This window comes from Flavobacterium chungangense LMG 26729, assembly GCF_000735715.2.
In the GTDB taxonomy this organism is placed as follows: Bacteria; Bacteroidota; Bacteroidia; order Flavobacteriales; family Flavobacteriaceae; genus Flavobacterium; species Flavobacterium chungangense.
Genome location: NZ_JASY01000007.1, coordinates 82122 through 101900, shown reverse-complemented (window position 1 = coordinate 101900; position 19779 = coordinate 82122). Strand labels below are relative to the sequence as shown.

At 34.2% G+C, this 19779-nt stretch carries 17 protein-coding genes; 12 read left to right on the top strand and 5 right to left on the bottom strand.

Annotated elements, in window-relative coordinates; genetic code table 11:
• Positions 1–30: 30 nt before the first annotated feature.
• The 5 genes from JE46_RS13190 to JE46_RS13170 all read left to right on the top strand — a co-directional run bounded on the left by JE46_RS13190 (position 31) and on the right by JE46_RS13170 (position 7054).
• Entirely contained in the window at positions 31–1686 is a 1656-nt protein-coding gene (locus JE46_RS13190; protein ID WP_031455763.1) for an arylsulfatase, read from the top strand.
• 568 nt (positions 1687–2254) lie between these two features.
• On the top strand, positions 2255–3079 hold the full coding sequence (gene epsC, locus JE46_RS13185) for a serine O-acetyltransferase EpsC (RefSeq protein ID WP_031455762.1): 825 nt from the start codon (positions 2255–2257) through the stop codon (positions 3077–3079).
• A 131-nt stretch (positions 3080–3210) separates the two neighbouring features.
• Complete coding sequence (cysK, locus tag JE46_RS13180) at positions 3211–4119, top strand: cysteine synthase A (RefSeq protein ID WP_031455761.1); 909 nt, start codon at positions 3211–3213, stop codon at positions 4117–4119.
• Between the two features lie 132 nt (positions 4120–4251).
• Positions 4252–5172: a family 2A encapsulin nanocompartment shell protein gene (locus JE46_RS13175; protein ID WP_031455760.1), complete on the top strand. Its 921-nt coding sequence runs from the start codon at positions 4252–4254 to the stop codon at positions 5170–5172.
• Entirely contained in the window at positions 5156–7054 is a 1899-nt protein-coding gene (locus JE46_RS13170; protein WP_031455759.1) for a family 2A encapsulin nanocompartment cargo protein cysteine desulfurase, read from the top strand. Before JE46_RS13175 ends, JE46_RS13170 begins: the two co-directional genes overlap by 17 nt.
• A 124-nt stretch (positions 7055–7178) precedes the next feature.
• Here the strand turns inward: JE46_RS13170 and JE46_RS13165 are convergent, their stop codons facing one another.
• Entirely contained in the window at positions 7179–7631 is a 453-nt protein-coding gene (locus JE46_RS13165) for a DUF1810 domain-containing protein (protein ID WP_031455758.1), read from the bottom strand.
• A 196-nt stretch (positions 7632–7827) separates the two neighbouring features.
• A complete protein-coding gene (rocD, locus tag JE46_RS13160) occupies positions 7828–9081 on the bottom strand; it encodes an ornithine--oxo-acid transaminase (RefSeq protein ID WP_031455757.1) in 1254 nt (417 codons plus the stop codon).
• A gap of 151 nt (positions 9082–9232) precedes the next feature.
• Between rocD and JE46_RS13155 the strand changes: the two genes are divergently transcribed.
• From JE46_RS13155 to JE46_RS13145, 3 genes are read left to right on the top strand one after another with little or no spacing between them, the layout of a single operon-like run.
• Positions 9233–9685, top strand: coding sequence for an Lrp/AsnC family transcriptional regulator (locus tag JE46_RS13155; protein ID WP_031455756.1), 453 nt, complete (start codon positions 9233–9235; stop codon positions 9683–9685).
• A gap of 52 nt (positions 9686–9737) precedes the next feature.
• The gene (locus JE46_RS13150; RefSeq protein WP_031455755.1) at positions 9738–10511 is read left to right on the top strand and encodes a dienelactone hydrolase family protein; all 774 of its coding nucleotides are present in this window, start codon (positions 9738–9740) and stop codon (positions 10509–10511) included.
• An 18-nt stretch (positions 10512–10529) separates the two neighbouring features.
• Positions 10530–11546, top strand: coding sequence for a M28 family peptidase (locus JE46_RS13145; protein WP_031455754.1), 1017 nt, complete (start codon positions 10530–10532; stop codon positions 11544–11546).
• A gap of 179 nt (positions 11547–11725) precedes the next feature.
• On the opposite strand, the gene rho is transcribed toward JE46_RS13145, so the two are convergent.
• A complete protein-coding gene (gene rho / locus JE46_RS13140) occupies positions 11726–13561 on the bottom strand; it encodes a transcription termination factor Rho (protein WP_031455753.1) in 1836 nt (611 codons plus the stop codon).
• A gap of 184 nt (positions 13562–13745) precedes the next feature.
• On the opposite strand from rho, the gene JE46_RS13135 reads away from it, so the two are divergent.
• The 3 genes from JE46_RS13135 (at position 13746) to JE46_RS13125 (ending at position 16866) form a co-directional block, all read left to right on the top strand.
• The gene (locus JE46_RS13135) at positions 13746–14156 is read left to right on the top strand and encodes a DUF4293 domain-containing protein (protein ID WP_031455752.1); all 411 of its coding nucleotides are present in this window, start codon (positions 13746–13748) and stop codon (positions 14154–14156) included.
• 165 nt (positions 14157–14321) lie between these two features.
• Positions 14322–14984: a response regulator gene (locus tag JE46_RS13130; protein WP_031455751.1), complete on the top strand. Its 663-nt coding sequence runs from the start codon at positions 14322–14324 to the stop codon at positions 14982–14984.
• Between the two features lie 193 nt (positions 14985–15177).
• Positions 15178–16866 carry a tetratricopeptide repeat-containing sensor histidine kinase gene (locus tag JE46_RS13125; RefSeq protein ID WP_031455750.1) on the top strand — a complete coding sequence of 563 codons (1689 nt, stop codon included), beginning with the start codon at positions 15178–15180 and terminating at the stop codon, positions 16864–16866.
• A gap of 225 nt (positions 16867–17091) precedes the next feature.
• On the opposite strand, the gene JE46_RS24050 is transcribed toward JE46_RS13125, so the two are convergent.
• Positions 17092–17253 carry a hypothetical protein gene (locus JE46_RS24050; protein ID WP_157505922.1) on the bottom strand — a complete coding sequence of 54 codons (162 nt, stop codon included), beginning with the start codon at positions 17251–17253 and terminating at the stop codon, positions 17092–17094.
• Between the two features lie 188 nt (positions 17254–17441).
• Between JE46_RS24050 and JE46_RS13120 the strand changes: the two genes are divergently transcribed.
• Entirely contained in the window at positions 17442–19124 is a 1683-nt protein-coding gene (locus JE46_RS13120; RefSeq protein WP_031455749.1) for a tetratricopeptide repeat-containing sensor histidine kinase, read from the top strand.
• Between the two features lie 22 nt (positions 19125–19146).
• On the opposite strand, the gene JE46_RS13115 is transcribed toward JE46_RS13120, so the two are convergent.
• The gene (locus tag JE46_RS13115; protein ID WP_031455748.1) at positions 19147–19644 is read right to left on the bottom strand and encodes a metallophosphoesterase family protein; all 498 of its coding nucleotides are present in this window, start codon (positions 19642–19644) and stop codon (positions 19147–19149) included.
• Between the last annotated feature and the right edge of the window lie 135 nt (positions 19645–19779).

The window sequence follows — 19779 nt, the reverse complement described above, 5'->3', positions numbered from 1 at the left end:
ACAAAACAATTAATATAAAATTACAATAAGATGAATCAAAAAAGAATTACAACTTTACTTTCAGCCCTGCTGATCGGGGCATTAGGATCTTATCAACTGAGTGCGCAAACCAATTCGTCAAAACCAAACGTGATCCTGATTATGGTGGATGACATGGGTTATTCCGATTTAGGAAATTATGGATCGGAAATTAAAACACCTAATCTGGACCGTTTAGCTACTGAAGGAACACGTTTACGTGAGTTTTACAACAACTCCATCTGTGCGCCAACAAGGGCTTCACTTTTAACGGGACAGTATCAGCATAAGGCGGGTGTTGGATATTTTGACGTAAACTTAGGATTGCCGGCATATCAGGGGTATCTGAACAAAGAATCTTTAACATTAGGAGAAGTTTTCCGTTCAGGTGGTTACAGTACTTTAATGTCCGGAAAATGGCACGTAGGTTCAGAAGATAAAGCACAATGGCCAAACCAAAGAGGTTTCGATAAATTTTACGGAATCTTAAAAGGGGCTGCCAATTATTTTAATACAGATGGTCTTCCTTTTGGAAAAAGCCCTTATCCGGTAGCCTTAATCCGTAATAATGAAGAACTCCACCCAAAAGCTGATTCGTATTATTTTACAGATGAAATTGGTAACAATGCTGTTCAATTTCTGGACGAACAAAACAAAGAGAACAAACCTTTTTTCTTGTACATTGCTTTTACAGCACCTCACTGGCCATTACAGGCAAAACCTGTTGACATTGCCAAATACCGTGGGAAATTTGACGAAGGCTGGGATGTTTTAAGAGAAAAGAGAATCAAAAAACTGAAAGAAAACGGCATTTTATTAGCAGACCAAACCATTGCTCCAAGAGATCCTGAAGTACCGGAATGGAATAAACTGACCTATGACGAAAAACAATTCTGGAAAGCCAAAATGGAAGTTTATGCCGCAATGGTAGACAATATGGATCAGAATGTCGGAAAGGTTCTGGACAAATTAAAAGCCCTGAAAAAAGACAAAAACACACTTATTGTTTTCATCTCAGATAATGGCGCACAAGGCGGTTTCAACACCTACAATCCGTTGAGAAGAGGGTTAGTGAAAAATGACGGACCAATTGGAACTTCAGGCTCTTTTGACTATCAGGAACAAAACTGGGCCTATTTGTCTAATACGCCATTGCAGGATTATAAAAACAATATGCACGAAGGTGGTTTCAGTTCTCCTTTCATTGCCTGGTATCCATCCAAAATAAAAGCCGGCAGAATTGATAAAGGGACAGGACATCTTATTGACCTTGCTCCTACTTTTTATGATTTAGCAGGAATTCAGTATCCAAAAGAATTAAATGGTGTAACCTCAAATCCGCTACCTGGAAAAAGTTTACTGCCGGTTTTAATTGACGGTGCTTCAGAAGTGAACAGAGGTGCTCCGATATTCTGGGAAAGAGCCGGAAACAGAGCCGTAAGAGATGGCAAATGGAAATTGGTTTCGATATCACCTTCTTACCAATGGGAACTTTATAACCTTGAAAATGACAGAGGCGAAACTAAGGATGTAGCACAACAAAACCCGGGAATCGTAAATGAGCTTTCTGCCAAATATTTTGACTGGGCAGACAAAACAGGTGTTGTGGAATACAGTAAATTCAAACAAAAAAATGAACTGATTCCGGGAGCGGCTGCTAAAAAATAACTTACAACGCCTGGAAGATTCTTCTTTTTGAGGCAATACTTTTTAAAGACAGGATAAGTGTGAATCATTTACATTTATTTCCTGTCTTTTTAATTTAAAAAAAATAAACACCAAAAACCTGTAAACAAACACATTACAGTTAAAAAACGAATGCTTTAATTCGTCTCTCCTTATCGTTGATTGAAGAAAATTAAAAAAACATTTGGTTTTTACAATATTAAATTTAACTTTGTCTATAGAATTAGTAGAGTTATAAAATATCAAAAAAACTACACTTTGAAAACAACGACAAACACAGCAAATTTTAATCTCCCTAAAAAGTATATTTATAACACTTTTTGTTATATGTGCTTCTGTTGTTAAAACTCTCTGCCCTTTTATTTTAAATTGATTAAAAAATCAAAAACATAAAATAAAAATTTCATTTAAGATTACCTGTTTGATGGTCTTGATGCAAGATTTTGTATTCAGATAAAAATCATTATGTCATAACACTAAAATAATATAACAAAACTAAGCTGGTCAGTTGCTACATGCAAAAAGCTGTTAACTCTAAAACGATCTAATTATGAACTCTTTTTATCAGGAAATAGCAAATCAACATCAGAACTTATTGATTCTGCCTCCAAAAAAATTAATTCATCATTTTATTGATGAGTTGTTTTGTGTCTTATTTTCAACAACTTCAAAATCATTAGGAAACGTGACTATCATTGAAGGTAAATTCACCGAATTAGAGATTCAGTTCAATGAATTAGTATTGGATTTCTCTCCCGAAAGTGACCAAAGTAATCTGCAAACCAAAACATTTTTTGAAGCGTTGCCGACTTTACATAGAAAAGTAATAGACGACGCCAGAACTATTTTCTCAAAAGATCCTGCAGCTAAGACATTAGAAGAAGTTTTATACTCTTACCCCGGTTTTTTCGCCATTGCGATTTATCGCTTTTCACATCAGCTTTGGGAACAGAATTTGAAACTTCTGGCGCGAACCATTTCTGAATATGCTCATATTAAAACCAGTATCGAAATTCATCCCGGAGCGCAGATTGGAGATGATTTTGCCATCGACCACGGAACCGGAATCGTAATTGGCGAAACAGCCGTTATTGGTAATAATGTACAAATCTATCAGGGAGTAACGCTTGGAGCACTAAGTGTAAAAAAGGAAGAAGCCTTTATCAAAAGACACCCAACGATTGAAGACAATGTGATTATTTACGCCAACAGTACTATTCTTGGTGGACAGACAACCGTAGGAAGGGATTCAATCATTGGAGGAAATGTCTGGCTTACCTATACGGTTCCTTCAAATTCGGTAGTGTACCATAAAAACGAAATGAAAATCAAGGATAATAATCCGTTTCCGGAACCTATTTTTTATTCGATTTAAAAATTTTTAAACCATATAAGTTCATTTAAAAGTAATGCCTAAAAAAGTTTTTGTTTCACGATTGCACAACAGACTAAAACTAAAATGAACTTATATCACTTATATGGTAAAAAACAACCAAAACCAAAATCATGAAATATCAAAATATATTAGAAACCATAGGCAATACGCCACACGTAAGGCTAAATAAACTTTTCAAAAACCATCAGGTTTGGATTAAACTGGAAAAAACAAACCCGGGTTCGAGCATCAAAGACCGAATCGCACTGGCCATGATTGAAGATGCAGAAAAAAAGGGGCTTTTAAATCCTGATTCGGTTATTATTGAACCTACTTCAGGAAATACAGGAATTGGACTGGCACTTGTGGCTGCCGTAAAAGGATACAAAGTGATTTTGGTCATGCCGGAATCCATGAGTCTGGAAAGAAGAAAAATAATGAACGCCTATGGTGCAGAATTTGTTTTGACACCACGGGAAAAAGGAACTTCGGGAGCTGTTGAAAAGGCGCATGAACTTGCTGCAGAAATCCCAAATTCATTTATTCCTTTACAATTTGAAAATCCGGCGAATGTTGCAATTCATGAAAAAACAACTGCTCAGGAAATCATTAAAGATTTTCCAGATGGAATTGACTATCTGATAACAGGTGTTGGAACTGGCGGGCACATTACCGGAGTTTCCAAAATTTTAAAACAGCATTTTCCAAATTTAAAAACCTTTGCTGTCGAACCTGCCTTATCGCCTGTTCTAAGTGGAGGCCAGCCTTCTCCCCACCCGCTTCAGGGCATTGGCGCCGGATTTATTCCGGGTGTTTTTAATGGAAAATATATTGACGAAATTATTACGGTTGAAAAAGATGCTGCTTTTAATTATGCGAAAAAAATAACCCGTGAAGAAGGAATTTTTTCAGGAATTTCAACAGGAGCTGTGCTCTCGGCCGTATCTCAGAAACTGAAAGATATTCCTGAAAATGCTGTGATTCTGACTTTCAATTATGACACTGGCGAAAGATACATCTCTATTGATGAACTGTATTAATGCTTTTAAAAACCTAACATGCTAACATTCAAATAATTAAAATTAAAATATTCATAGATTATTTTTAACATAAATTTACTCATAAAACATAATAGCAAATAAACCAATCAATTAACCTTTAAAAATTAAATTATGGCAGAATTAAAAAAACAACAGACCGCATTAGGCGATGTAGCAGCAAGACAACTCGCAATTGCTACACGTTCAGTTCCTCAAATCGGAACTATTTCACCACGCTGGCTAACACACCTTTTACACTGGACACCTGTAGAATCAGGGGTTTATCGTCTAAATAAAGTAAAAGACGGAAGTCATATAGAAGTGGATTGCTCGGCAAGAGACGAAAGAATCTTACCAAACACTTTTGTGGATTACATCGATAATCCAAGAGAGTATAATCTGGCTGCTGTTCAGACCATTGTAGATGTTCACACACGTGTTTCTGATTTGTACAGCAAACCATACAACCAGATTACAGAGCAGTTACGTCTGGCAATTGAAACGATTAAAGAACGTCAGGAAAGTGAATTAATCAATAACAAAGATTATGGCTTATTAAGCAACGTAGCTCCTTCTCAAATTATAAAAACCAGAACAGGTGCGCCAACTCCTGATGATTTAGACGAACTATTGACAAAAGTGTGGAAAGAGCCTGGTTTCTTTTTATTACACCCGTTAGCTATTGCAGCTTTTGGACGTGAGTGCACACGTCGTGGTGTTCCGCCTCCTACTACTTCTTTATTTGGATCTCAGTTTTTAACCTGGAGAGGTATTCCGCTTATTCCTTCTGATAAACTTCCTATTCAAAACGGTAAATCAAAAATCATTTTATTGCGTACAGGTGAAAGCCGTCAGGGCGTGATCGGATTGATTCAGCCTGGATTACAAGGCGAACAGTCACCTGGATTATCCGTTCGTTTTATGGGAATAAACGAAAAAGCAATTGCTTCTTATTTAGTATCGCTTTATTGCTCATTAGCGATTTTGGTTGATGACGCTATAGCAGTTTTAGAAGATGTAGAAATAGGAAAGTATCATGAGTACAAATACTAACAACAACGGTTTGTATGACGTAGCAGATTTACAGCACATAGCCAATGAATTGTTTAAAGCCCTGCCCAATGAATTTCCAAAAGAAATTTCACTGAGTCCGGACCATAACGATCATCCAAAAGCTACTAAAGTTGTAGAGACGCTATTGAGTACAGGGAATCTGGCCGAGTTTACGCCAAATACCAGTTTACAGAATCCAACAACCGCCTACCCTTCTCATTCACCTGTGAGTGGTCTTGGAGTATCGCCTTCTGTTGGAAATTATGCAAACACAGGTGTTGCCGGTTTATACCCTGTTACGGATCTGGATACTGTTTTCCCTAACGACAAAAATTTCAACATTAATAACCCAAATACAGGTTTTAGTGATGTTAATTTAAAAGGAAGCAGCAATGACAATAATCCTTTTTCATCTTTTGCTTTGAATGACAATTATCTGCCTTTTCAAACGCAGAGTTCCTCTTTTGAAAGTGAATTGAGAGAAGCATTGGCAAGTGTCAACACGGCATTCGGAATCCAGCCTGCTTTGACATTAAACCCGGCAGAAGCGCAGAATTCGTATTATTTCCTTGAAAATAATCCTTTTGCGTTTGACAAAAAGAACTCGTTTCCAACAGCAGGTAAAGGAAGTTCTTTTCATGGAATTCATCAGTTAAAAAGTACTCCTTTTGATGCTAATCTGATCAAAAAGGACTTTCCGATTCTAAGTGAAAAAGTAAACGGAAAACCATTGATTTGGTTTGATAATGCTGCAACGACACAAAAGCCAAAATCGGTAATTGATCGTATTGCTTATTTTTATGAGCATGAAAATTCGAATATACACCGTGCAGCACACGAATTGGCTGCAAGGGCTTCAGATGCGTACGAAGCAGCAAGAGAAAAGGTAAAAACGTTTCTAAACGCTGGTTCTATAAACGAAATCGTATTTGTTCGCGGTGCTACCGAAGGAATCAATCTTGTCGCACAAAGCTGGGGCGATAACAATCTTTCAGCCGGAGATGAAATAGTCGTAAGTAATTTAGAACACCATGCCAACATTGTTCCATGGAAACGATTAGCTGATAAAAAAGGCTTGAAATTACGAGTGATTCCGGTTGATGATGACGGACAAATTCTGTTAGACGAATATGCTAAATTACTGAATTCAAAAACTAAAATTGTTGCTTTTACACAGGTTTCAAACGCACTCGGAACTGTAACACCTGCCAAGAAAATGGTCGAAATGGCACAGGCTGTTGGAGCCAAAGTTTTACTGGACGGAGCGCAATCTGTTTCACACATGAAGGTTGATGTTCAGGACTTAAATGCTGACTGGCTGGTTTTTTCCGGTCACAAAATATTTGGTCCAACAGGGATTGGTGTTTTATACGGAAAAGAAGATTTGCTAAACGATATGCAGCCATACCAATCGGGTGGAAACATGATTCAGGATGTGACTTTTGAGGAGATTAAATACCACAAAGCACCAAATCGTTTCGAAGCCGGAACCGGTAATATTGCTGATGCTATTGGTCTTGGAGCTGCTATTGATTATGTTACAAAAATCGGTATCAACGCCATTGGACAGTACGAACATTATTTGTTAGAGTACGCCACGAAACTTCTGAAAGAAATTCCGGGTGTTCGATTAATAGGAACTGCTGCTAATAAAGCGAGTGTACTTTCTTTTAATTTACAAGGCTATTCAAATGATGAAGTAGGCCAGGCTTTAAACAAAGAAGGAATCGCTGTAAGAACCGGTCATCATTGTGCTCAGCCTATCTTACGCCGTTTGGGAGTTGAAACTACGGTTCGTCCTTCACTGGCTTTTTATAACACGACTCAGGATGTCGATAAATTTATTGAGACTTTGTGGGAACTTAAAAAAGTTAGATTTTAATAAAACAGAGTTCATGACTCAAACTCATAATTGTTTTTTTTGATATTTTAAGCAATTATAGCCAAAGCGATTGTTTTCGGACAATCGCTTTTTGATTTTATATAACTAAGTAAGAAAGTAAATTCTAAGATGCCAAAGCAATTTCTAATGATACTGCTGTTCTCGACAAGGTAAGTGGATCTGAATATCCTAAGAAAAAAACATCCAATATTTCCTGAAATACAGGATCGGCATTTTCTACCTGAGAAAAAAGAGTCATTGAAGAACGTAGCTTTCTCGCATCTAATTCTCCAAGAATAGCCTCAATTGATTTTGTTTTATATTCTAAAAGAACCTTGCAAATTTCAATTAAATGTTTCGCTAAGATAGGATGATTTAGAAAATCTTCTGCTTCTTTAAGATCAGCAAGAGCATAATATTTCGCTAGCGTGCTTTTTCCTAAACCTTTTAGCTGCGGGAAAATAAACCACATCCAATGCGTTTCTTTCTTCCCTTTTTTTAATTCGGAGTAAGCAGTAAGATAAAGTTTGTTCTGTGCATCTAAAAAGCGTGTTAAATCATTATTTGCGTAAGCCATTTTGAAATAATTTATAAGGTTAAACAAAATTTTAGGTCTTGTTTTTAAAGTCCTCCAAAACTACTCTGCTTCTCAGCTTAGAAATTTATATAATTATTAAAATTACATTATATAATTTCAATTTACATAAAACAAAACAGCTGCGAAAAACAAGTAATCGCAGCCGTTTTTAGCCTATTATGACAGAAAGTAAATTTTAATTTTTGAAATCATTCAATGATTTATCAATGATGGCAAGGCACTCCTTAATTTGATCTTCTGTAATGACTAAAGGCGGAGCCAGACGAATTTTGTTTCCGTGAGTTGGTTTTGCCAATAATCCGTTATCCCTGAATTTCAGACAAATTTCCCACGCCAGATCTGATTCTTCATCACAATTAATTACGATGGCATTCAATAAACCTTTACCACGAACCAGTGTAATCAAATTGTTACGTTCAGCAATTTCATTTAATCCTTTTCTTAAAATGATTCCCAGACGTTCTGCATTTTTAGCCAGTTTTTCATCTTTTACCACTTCAAGGGTTGCAATCGCAACAGCAGCCGCAACCGGGTTTCCTCCGAAAGTAGAACCATGTTGTCCCGGTTTAATTACATTCATGATTTCGTTATTCGCCAAAACCGCTGAAACCGGATAAACACCACCGGAAATTGCTTTTCCTAAAATCAAAATATCAGGCTGTACGTCTTCGTGATGAACCGCTAAAAGTTTCCCTGTACGCGCAATTCCGGTCTGTACTTCATCTGCAATAAACAATACATTATGTTTTTCGCAAAGTGCTTTTGCTTTCGCTAAATAACCTTCAGACGGAACATAAACTCCGGCTTCTCCCTGAATTGGTTCCACCAGAAAACCGGCTATATTTTTTGATGATTCCAGTACTTTTTCCAAAGCCTCCAGATTGTCATATTCAATTTTTATAAAGCCTTCTGTAAAAGGACCGAAACTCTTACGGGCGCTTTCATCATTCGAAAACGAAATGATGGTTGTGGTTCTTCCGTGAAAATTATTCTCGCAAACAATAATCTGTGCCAGATTTTCATGAATTCCTTTTACTTCATAAGCCCATTTTCTACAAAGTTTCAAAGCTGTCTCTACCGCTTCGGCACCCGTGTTCATTGGCAGAACCTTATCAAAACCAAAATAATTGGTTATGTATTCTTCGTAATTTCCTAATTTATCATTGTAAAAAGCACGGGAAGTCAAAGTCAGCTTTTGCGCCTGATCTACCATTGCACCCACAATCTTAGGATGACAGTGTCCTTGGTTTACCGCAGAATAAGCCGAAAGGAAATCATAATATTTTTTTCCGTCCACATCCCAGACATAGACACCTTCTCCTCTGTCTAAAACTACAGGCAGCGGGTGATAATTATGAGCTCCGTATTTATTTTCTTTCTCTATTAAAGATTCTGATTTAGACGAAAGAATTTGTTTTGTCTGTTCCATGATTTTCAGTTTTTTATCTTTTACAAAATTAATTATATTATTTTATTTTACAATAAAAATCAATACTTTTGACTTTAATTTAGTCATTAAAAGTCAATATTAAAAAATAAAGCCGAAATAAAAGTCAATATTAATTTCAAAGAATATAAAAATGGATTCATTAGACGAATTTGACATCAAAATTATCAAAGAACTGGAAAAAGACGGAAGAATGGCTTTTTCTACAATCGCAGCAAATTTGAAAATCTCAAATACGATGGTACATCAACGTGTCAATCGCCTAACAGAACAGGGAATTATATCCGGAATTAAACCTTTGGTAAACGAAAAAAAAATGGGCTACGACTGGGCTTCCTTTACCGGAATTACGCTCAATAAAGATTCAGATTCAGAAAGAATTATTGAAGCCTTAAAAGCCATTCCGGAAATTACGGAGTGTTATTATGTTACAGGCTCCTTTACACTTTACGTAAAAATTATAGCCAAAAACCACGAACACATGCGAAACGTTCTTTACGAAAAAATAGACCGGATTTCAGGCATTGCCAAAACTGATTCTATTATAGAACTGGGTTGCGCTTTTAAGCGTAATATTGTTCTTTAAATCTGATAAAATTTTCATTTATTTTCGGATATTTGTTTTAAACTTAACATTTATGAAAATAATATATTTATCAATTCTTGGAATACTATTGAGTACCACTACTATTTTTGCACAGTTGAAATCCGTAAAGTATGCCGATGAGAATCAGGTTTTGAATGGTTTATCTATTAAATCTGCTAAAAAAAGTAGTCAAAATCCGGGCATTTTACTTTTACCTGCCTGGTTAGGGATCGACAAAGCTTCTAAAGATATTGCCGAAAACCTATCAAAACTGGGCTACACTGTTTTTATAGCTGATATTTACGGAGAAGGAAATTATCCAACAAATACTTCTGAAGCAGGAAAACAGGCAGGATACTACAAAAAAAATCATGAAGCGTATCAAAAACGTATTCAGTTAGCTTTAGATCAATTAATAAAATCGGGTGCAAGTACCGATAATATTGTGGCTATTGGTTATTGTTTTGGAGGAACAGGAGTTTTAGAAGCTGCCCGTGGACATTTGAATGTAAAAGGCGTTGTTTCTTTTCATGGAGGTTTAGGCAAAGATACTGCAAGGCCTTCTGAAACTATCACAACTAAAGTCTTGGCTTGTCATGGTGCTGATGATCCCTTTGTTTCAAAGGAAGAAATAACTGCTTTTCAGCAGGAAATGCATGATACTAAAGCCGACTGGCAAATGATTTATTATGCAAATTCGGTACATTCATTCACAAATCCTGAAGCCGGAAACGACAACTCAAAAGGCGCTGCCTATAATGCCATAGCTGCAAAACGTTCTTTTGAACATTTACAGCTTTTTTTGAATGAGGTATTAAAAAAATAATTCTCTTATAAAATCTAAATGAAAAAAATCACAATCCTATTATTAGTTGTTTCTGCATTTTCGTGTAAAAACACCCAGAATATTGCCTCAAAAAACAATTCGGATCCTTCTAAATACATTGAAAAAATCTCTGAGAAAAACTTAAAAGAAATGCTTTATGTAATTGCTTCAGATGAAATGGAAGGTCGCGAAACCGGTTCTAAAGGGCAAAAAAAAGCGGGACTTTACATGATTGAACAATATAAAAAAAATGGAACTCCGTTTCCAAAAGGCGCTACAGATTACTATCAGCATATTCCGGCATCTTACTTAAACGCAAGACGCAATGAAAACTTACAGGATTCAGAAAACATCTGGGCCTATATTGAAGGTTCAGAAAAACCGGATGAAGTTTTGGTAATCTCTGCCCATTATGATCATGTGGGCATTCAAAATGGTGAAATTTACAACGGTGCTGATGACGATGGCTCCGGAACAGTAGCTTTATTAGAAATGGCGAAAGCTTTCGCAAAGGCTAAAAAAGAAGGACATGGACCAAAACGTTCTGTTTTATTCCTGCACGTAACGGGCGAAGAACATGGCCTGCACGGTTCTCGCTATTATTCTGAACATCCTTTGTTTCCAATTGCCAACACAATTGCCGACATTAATATTGATATGATTGGTCGTCGTGATGTTGAACACGCCAAAACAAACAATTATGTATATGTTATTGGAGCGAACAGATTATCATCTGATTTACATAATGCTGTAGTGTCACAAAATGAAAAATACATAAAAATAGATTTAGATTTTAAATTCAACGATCCTAAAGATCCGAATCACTTTTATGAGCGTTCTGACCATTACAACTTTGCAAAACATGGTATTCCAGCGGTTTTCTTCTTTAATGGTGTTCACGAAGATTACCACGGTAAGGACGACATAGCAGAAAAAATCGAATACGATGCTTTAACGAAAAGAACAAAATTAGCCTTCGTCGTTGCCTGGGAACTGGCAAATGGAGCCAAAAGACCGATAGTTGATAAAAAATAGATTTCTATTTTAGATGCTAAGGCTCAAAGTTGCAAAGCTTCATAGGTCTTGGAAATCTTAAATCATAAAAAAAGGATGAGTTAAAACTACTCATCCTTTTTATTTATGTATCTAAAATCAGAAGCTTATTAAGTTTCTAAAACCTTTACAACTTTGAGCCTATGAACCTTTGTACCTCACTAATCATTCATAGAAATCAAAAACTCTTCGTTATTTCTGGTTTTCTTGAAACGGTCGTTTACAAAATCCATAGATTCTACCGGATTCATATCAGACAGGTATTTACGCATAATCCACATTCTTTGCAATGTCTTCTCATCTAATAATAAATCATCGCGACGTGTACTTGATGATGTAAGATCAATGGCAGGAAAAATACGTTTGTTGGCAATTTTACGATCCAGTTGAAGTTCCATGTTACCGGTACCTTTAAATTCTTCAAAGATAACCTCATCCATTTTAGAACCGGTTTCTGTCAATGCTGTCGCAATGATACTCAACGACCCCCCGTTTTCTACATTTCTTGCAGCTCCGAAGAAACGTTTTGGTTTTTGAAGCGCATTGGCATCAACACCTCCACTCAAAACCTTACCAGAAGCCGGCTGAACAGTATTGTAAGCTCTTGCCAATCGCGTAATAGAATCAAGAAGAATCACGACATCGTGTCCACATTCTACCAGACGTTTAGCTTTTTCAAGTACTATATTGGCGATTTTTACGTGTTCCTGTGGTTCTCTGTCAAAAGTTGAAGCGATAACTTCTCCACGTACACTTCTTTGCATATCCGTAACTTCCTCTGGACGCTCATCAATCAAAAGAACGATTAGATAAACCTCAGGATGATTCGCTGCAATCGCATTGGCAATGTCTTTTAGTAACATTGTTTTACCTGTTTTCGGTTGTGCGACTATCATACCACGCTGCCCTTTTCCGATTGGAGAAAATAAATCGATAATTCGGGTTGATATAGAACTGCCTTTTTCGGCTAATTTAAATTTTTCTGAAGGAAAAACAGGTGTCAGGTGTTCAAACGAAACTCTGTCGCGAACTACCTGCGGATCGTGACCATTAATTTTAAGAACACGAACCAAAGGGAAAAATTTCTCGCCTTCTTTTGGAGGACGAACAACTCCCTTTACGGTATCTCCCGTTTTAAGACCAAATAATCTGATTTGCGAAGTTGACAAATAAATATCATCAGGAGAGGCTAGATAATTATAATCTGATGAACGTAAGAATCCATATCCGTCGGGCATCATTTCAAGAACACCTTCACTTTCTATAATTCCGTCAAATTCAAAGTCTGAATCCCTGAAGTTATTATTCTTTTTGTTTTTATGATTTGGATTCTGGTTTCCGTTATTCCCATTACCATTCCCGTTTTGATTTGGATTCTGATTCGGGTTCTGATTTTGATTCTGGTTCTGGTTCGGATTTTGTTTTTTATTCTGATTAGGATTAATCTTTTTAATCGAAGCAGTTCCTTCAGCTTTTTCAGCTTCGGGAGTTGAAGTCTGAACAGTTATTTCTGTTTCTTCCGCTTCTTCAGTACTTTCTTCTTTTACTGTTTCTTTCTCTTTCTGCAAAGCAACCTTTTTCTCGTATGCTGATTTATTAAACTTAACGATTTTTGGTTCCTTTTTCTCTACTTCTTTGTTTTCAGCAACTTCCTCAACTTTTGGTTTCGGTTGAATTTTAGTATTTGGTTTTGAAACAGCCTCAGGTTGTATCTTCTCCCGTGGTTCTTCCACTTTATCAAACTCTAAAACAGGAGCATTTTTGCTGGATGCTGCCTTTTTAACAGGGGCAATTCTTGCTCTCTTTGGTTTTTCATCAACTATTTCTGCATGTGCAACAGCTGGCACAGGCGGCTCTGAAGTCGTTTCCTGATGCGCTAAAATCTGACTGATCAAAGTATCTTTTTTGACACCATTAAACTTTATAGTTTTAGCTAACTTAGCTATTTCTTGAAGCTCAGAAAGCTTCATTTCTTTTAATGCAGAAATATCAAACATGAATGTTCTATGAATTTAATTATTTTAAAGGAAAATACTGTAAAAAGAATAGGTAGATAATTATTTTGAATTGACCGCAGTATGAAGTGCTTACGGTATTATGATGCAATAATACGAATAAAATTTTATCATACAATAGTATTTATAAAAAAGAAAATATATTTTTGTAAAACAATTTTAGGTCATGATACAACGAATTCAAACCATATATTTACTGCTCACCTTTTTGGTAACCGGAGTTTTGCTTTTTTTTGTTCCTCTTTGGACAATAAATGGGAAACCGTTTTATTTTATGCAGGATCAGGTTTATACTGTATTGTTAGGTCTAAGTACCATGTTAACCATTATCAGTATTATATCATACAAAAAAAGACAAAATCAGTTTGTCATGGGCAGACTGAACATCATATTAAATTTAATTTTATTAGGATTATTTGTTTACCGTTCACTAAATTTATCTGGAGAAGCAGCTACTGCTTCTGAGAAAGGTATTGGGATGTTTCTTCCTATTGTTGCTATCGTGTTATTAGTTCTAGCTAATAAGGCCATCAAAAAGGACGAAGATCTTGTAAAATCTGTAGACCGTTTGAGATAAACCTATAAACTTAGTTTATTGCGCGAAGAGAACCCGAATTGTATGATTCGGGTTTTTTTGTGTAAAATTCGCTACATTTACTATCAAACAAAGAAAATAAATTTCAGAAATTCGATATTATAAGTAGAATTTTCATAATTTAGCATTTGTTATTTCAATTTATTTATGACACATAAAATAAAAATACACTTAGCTGATGACCATTTAGTACTTATTGATGGATTGACAAATTTATTAAGTACTGTTTCTGAATTCGAAATTGTAGGCTCATCCTCTAACGGGTTGAATATTTTTGATGAAGTAACAGCTAATAATGCACACATCCTGGTACTGGATCTGAGTATGCCCGAAAAAGACGGTATAGAAGTCTTAAAAGAGTTTCATCAAAAAGGATACCCTTGCAAGGTTATCATTTTATCCAGTTATGATGATTTAAAAATTATCAGAGAGGTAATGAATTTAGGTGCCAGCGGGTATCTTACAAAAAAATGTGCAGGTGAAAATATAATTGAAGCCATTGAAGTGGTTAATCAGGGAGAAGAATATTTTTGCAATTCAGTACGAGAAAAAATCTTCAACACTTTTACAGAAAACAATCCTAAATTAAACAAAACTTTTATCACTCAAAATTCCATTTTAACATCACGTGAATTAGAAATTGTAACTCTAATTTCACTTGAATATAGCGGAAAGGAAATTAGTGAACAATTGTTTATCAGCACCAATACTGTAGAAACACATCGTAAAAACATCATGAAAAAGCTACAGACAAAAAATACTATTGGACTGGTTAAATATGCTATCAAAAATAATTTAATTAAGTCTTAAATTATTTCTTGCCCAGACAATCCTTCACTTTAAGCTATAACAATATCCAATTCAAAAAACATTCATCAGAAACACGGTTAATTTATAGATTAAAATAAAAATCAGTTTATTATTCAGAAAGCAATTCACTAAATTATTTGGTAACTTGATTTTAAAATTTATAAACAGTATTTTTATCCCCTAATTTTTTAATATGTTGGTTTTTCGCAATTTTATAACTGCCTTTCTGATATTACTTTTTTGTATTCCTGTTACAAGCCAAAAAAAGAGTTTTACAAAAATTGAACTACTAAAACTTTATAACGAAGCTACAGGCAACCTTCATAAAGAAAATTACGAAAAATCGTTAATACAAGCCAGATTACTTTTAAATCATTCACTTCTATCACATGATAACAATTTAATTGGAAAAGCGTATAATATAATTGCCGCTAATTTTGACGGGATATCCGAACCTGAAAAAGCCTTGTTTTATTATCAAAAAAGCCTAATATATGCAGAAAAATCTAATGATTTAGAACTTCAAAACTGGCTTTACAATAACATTGGTAATATTTATTGCTTTGACAAAAATAAATACGAAAAAGGAGTTTCTTATTACATACGATCATTATACTACAGCAGAGCAATTAAGGATTCCTCACAAGTTTTTTTTACCAAACTTAATATTACCTGGGCTTATTTTGACATCGGGCGCTTCGCTGAGGGGTATCCTTACCTAAATTACATCAATAAGTACAAGAATAAATACGGCATGAAAACAACTATTGCCGTTACTGACATGCTTAATGGAATGTATTATTCTTACAAAAAAGATAATCTAAAAGCGGATTACTATTTCAAAAAAGGAATAAGGAATGCCATAAAATATGATGAAAAAACCGACTTATCTTTTATACATCAGGAATATTCAAAATTTTTATTCAAAAATAAAAATTTTGAAACTGCATACAAAAACCTAAGTTCTTATCAGCGAATAACTGAAGAAATCAGTCTTGAAGAAAAAGCCAGAAAAGCAAAAATTGCAGGAATTAATCTTGAAATCGATGAATACAAACGGGAAATTGACAAAATGGGGATTGAAAGCAAAAAAAGAGAAAAATTATTTCATTCTGAAAGCGCCCGTAAAAACAAGATGACCACTATCATCTTATCCTTGTTTCTAATCAGTCTTATATTATTTTACTTTTTTTATCAAAATACAAAACTTAAACAAAAAAACAGAATTAAGGATATTCAGAATAAAATACATCAAAATATAATCAATGCCAGTATTGACGGACAAGAAAATGAACGAAAAAAGATTGCTTTGTTTTTGCATGACACCATTAGTGCTTCTTTATCATCGGCAGGAATGCACTTAAATGTTTTTTTATCCCAACACGCAAGCCTTCCTCCTGAAATTACTAAAACAAAATTAATTTTAGACGAAACCCATGATAAAGTCAGAGACCTTTCACATGATCTTATCCCTACCTTATTGGCACGTTTTGGATTATTATATGCTCTTGATGATTTATGTGAAAAATACTCAAATTCAACTTTACATTTTGAATACCTCAATACCATCCCAATAAAGAAAAGATATACTGAAAAATTCGAAACAAGACTCTATTTTATCATTTCAGAACTTTTAAATAACATCATAAAACACAGTGAGGCCAGTAAAGCTAAGGTTTCATTAATTGAGAACAATAATGAAATGATTATTGAAATTACTGATAACGGAAAAGGATTTGATATTAACAAGTTTAATTTTGTTGAAGGATTTGGCCTTAATCAAATTAAAGCAAGAATAAATAATTTGAATGGTCAATTTGATGTTAAATCAAAAATCAATGAAGGAACTTCTGTTATGATTAGTGTTCCTCTAAATGTTTAAACGAATCTCTTTTCAGCTTCAGATATTGTTCAAATGTCAAAAATCTGAATTCATATTTTTACAAACTAAAAAAAATACTTTTCGACCTGAGTTCGATTATTCAATAATTTGTTATTTATTAGATATCCTGCAAGATTTTCTCAGCCTTTTTAGGTATGAATACTGAGGATAAGATCCCTGCAAGGTCTCAAAAAAAACCTTGCAGGAACATTAACTGATATAATTTTAGACATCAACTTTTCCTCCTTTATCAATTTTTGTTTCTTCTTCATTTTCTTCTTCTGTATTCTTTTTTTCCTCAGCATCATCATCTGTAAAAAGAAAAATTGTTTCTTCTGATTTGAAGGAATCATTTACTTCGTCTACTTCTAAAAATCTCTTTGACATAATTTTTGGTTTAAATTTAGTTAATACTTCTGAATCATTTTTTAAAGTTTAAAAACGCCGTGAATTCAAACTTTTCATAACAAATATAATATTAAATAGTTACACAAAAACAACTTTTTTTTAGTAAGAATAAATTTATCATTACATTTGAACAAATGTTAAAAAAAATGCACTTCAAACTATCATAAATGTATATTACCCGAGTTATTTCATTAATTGTTATACTAGTTTGTTTCAGTACCAGCACTTATTCTCAAGATAAACAGCTATCCAAAGATGGTATTGAAAACTTATTAAACGATGCTACCCAAAATTTTAAGCTTAAAAACTACGAGAAGTCTTTGACAAAATCGAGAAGTGCATTAAAGTATGCCATTAAAATCAATGATAATAATTTAATCGGACGGAGTTACAATTTAATAGGAGCGAATTTTGATGATTTATTCATGCTTGATAAAGCATTAGGTTTTTACATTAAAGCATTATATTACATTAATAAAACAGACAACAATATATATAAAGCTAAGATTAACAACAATCTGGCGAATATTTATTTTTTCGATAGAAAACAATACAACAAAGGTATATACCATTATGAAAAAGCTCTTGAGCACAGCAATATTTCATCTGACACATCTGTAATTTATTTTAGAAAACTTAATATTACCTGGGCCTACTTTGAGATTAATAATTTTAACCGTGGATTACAATATTTAAAATTTCTAAATCAATTTAAACAATATGGAAATGAATCTACAGAGGTTACGTTAAATATGCTAAACGGCGTATATAATGATCATATAAATGATACTGTAAAAGCAAATTCATACTTTTTAAAAGGGATTGAATCAGGCAATAAGAATCATGAAAAATTTGATTTATCCATAACACACAAAAAATATGCTACTTTTTTGTTTAAAAACAAAAACTACAAAAAAGCTTATGAAAACATATTAGAGTTTAATCGTCTTACCAATGAAATTACTGATTTAGCAAAACAGAAAAAAACAAAATTGATTGGGGTCAACCTTGAATTAGACGAATTTAAACGAGAAGTTGATAAAATAGAAACAGAATACAAAAACAAACAAAAATTATTGCAGGAAGAACAGTCCCGTCATAAAAAAATCTTTACCATAATTGTTGTTTTATTTCTTATTATAACGGTTCTTTTTTACTTTTTTTATCAATATACAAAACTGAAACAAAAAAACAGGATAAAAAATATCCAAAATAAAATACACCAAAATATAATTAATGCCAGTATAGACGGACAGGAAAGTGAACGTAAAAAAATTGCCTTGTTTTTGCACGACACCATCAGTGCCTCCTTATCATCAGCAGGAATGCACTTAAATGTGTTTTTATCCCAAAATAGCGTTGTACCTGATGAAATCATAAAAACTAAGTTTATCCTGGACGAAACACATGACAAGGTAAGGGATCTGTCCCATGATCTCCTGCCTACACTTTTGGTTCGTTTCGGTTTGTTATATGCTTTGGACGATTTATGTGAAAAATACTCAAATTCGAATTTACACTTTGAATACCTGAATACTATTTCAAACAAAAAAAGATATACAGAAACTTTTGAAACGAGACTTTATTTTATCATTTCAGAACTTCTCAATAATATTATCAAACATAGTGATGCCACCAGGGCTGAAGTTTCGTTGTCAGAAAACACTAATGAGTTAGTTATTAAAATTACTGATAACGGAAAAGGTTTTGATATTAAGGATTTTAATTTTGTTGAAGGATTTGGCCTTAATCAGATAAAAGCCAGAATAAACAATCTGAATGGGCATTTTAATGTAAAATCAAAAATAAACGAAGGGACCTCTATTAAAATAACGATTCCCATTAATTAGTAATAAAAACTAGTGTTTTGAGTTAAACTCTCTTATCAATCTCTATAATTTCAAGATCTTTTATTTTGTCTCCTTCAATTACAAAGCGCAGCATCGTTCTTACCTGATGAAAACCACTTTTTCCAGCTGCTCCCGGATTCATGTGTAACAGATTATTTTTTTTGTCAAACATTACTTTTAAAATATGCGAATGCCCGCAAATGAATAATTTGGGAGGATTGTTTTGCATTTCTTCCTTAATAGCAGGATTATATTTTCCGGGATATCCTCCTATGTGCGTAATCCAAACCGAAACTTCTTCGCAGAGAAAACGATTGTGGAGCGGAAATTCTAACCGTGCCTGTGCATCATCGATATTACCATAAACGCAGCGCAGCGGTTTTATTTTTTTTATGGTATCTGTAACATGCAAATCACCAATATCTCCCGCATGCCATACTTCATCGGCTTGGGCGACATATTTTAAAATAGTATCATCAATATGACTGTGAGTATCGGAAAGAAGGAGGATTTTTTTCATTCTGAGAAACTAAGATTCTGGGGTACTAAGATACTGAGATTTTCAATACTATGTTATTCAACAAAAAAATCCGATTGCCTTTACAATCGGATTTTTATATTTATAGGACGATTCAGTTAGGCTTACTGCTTTACA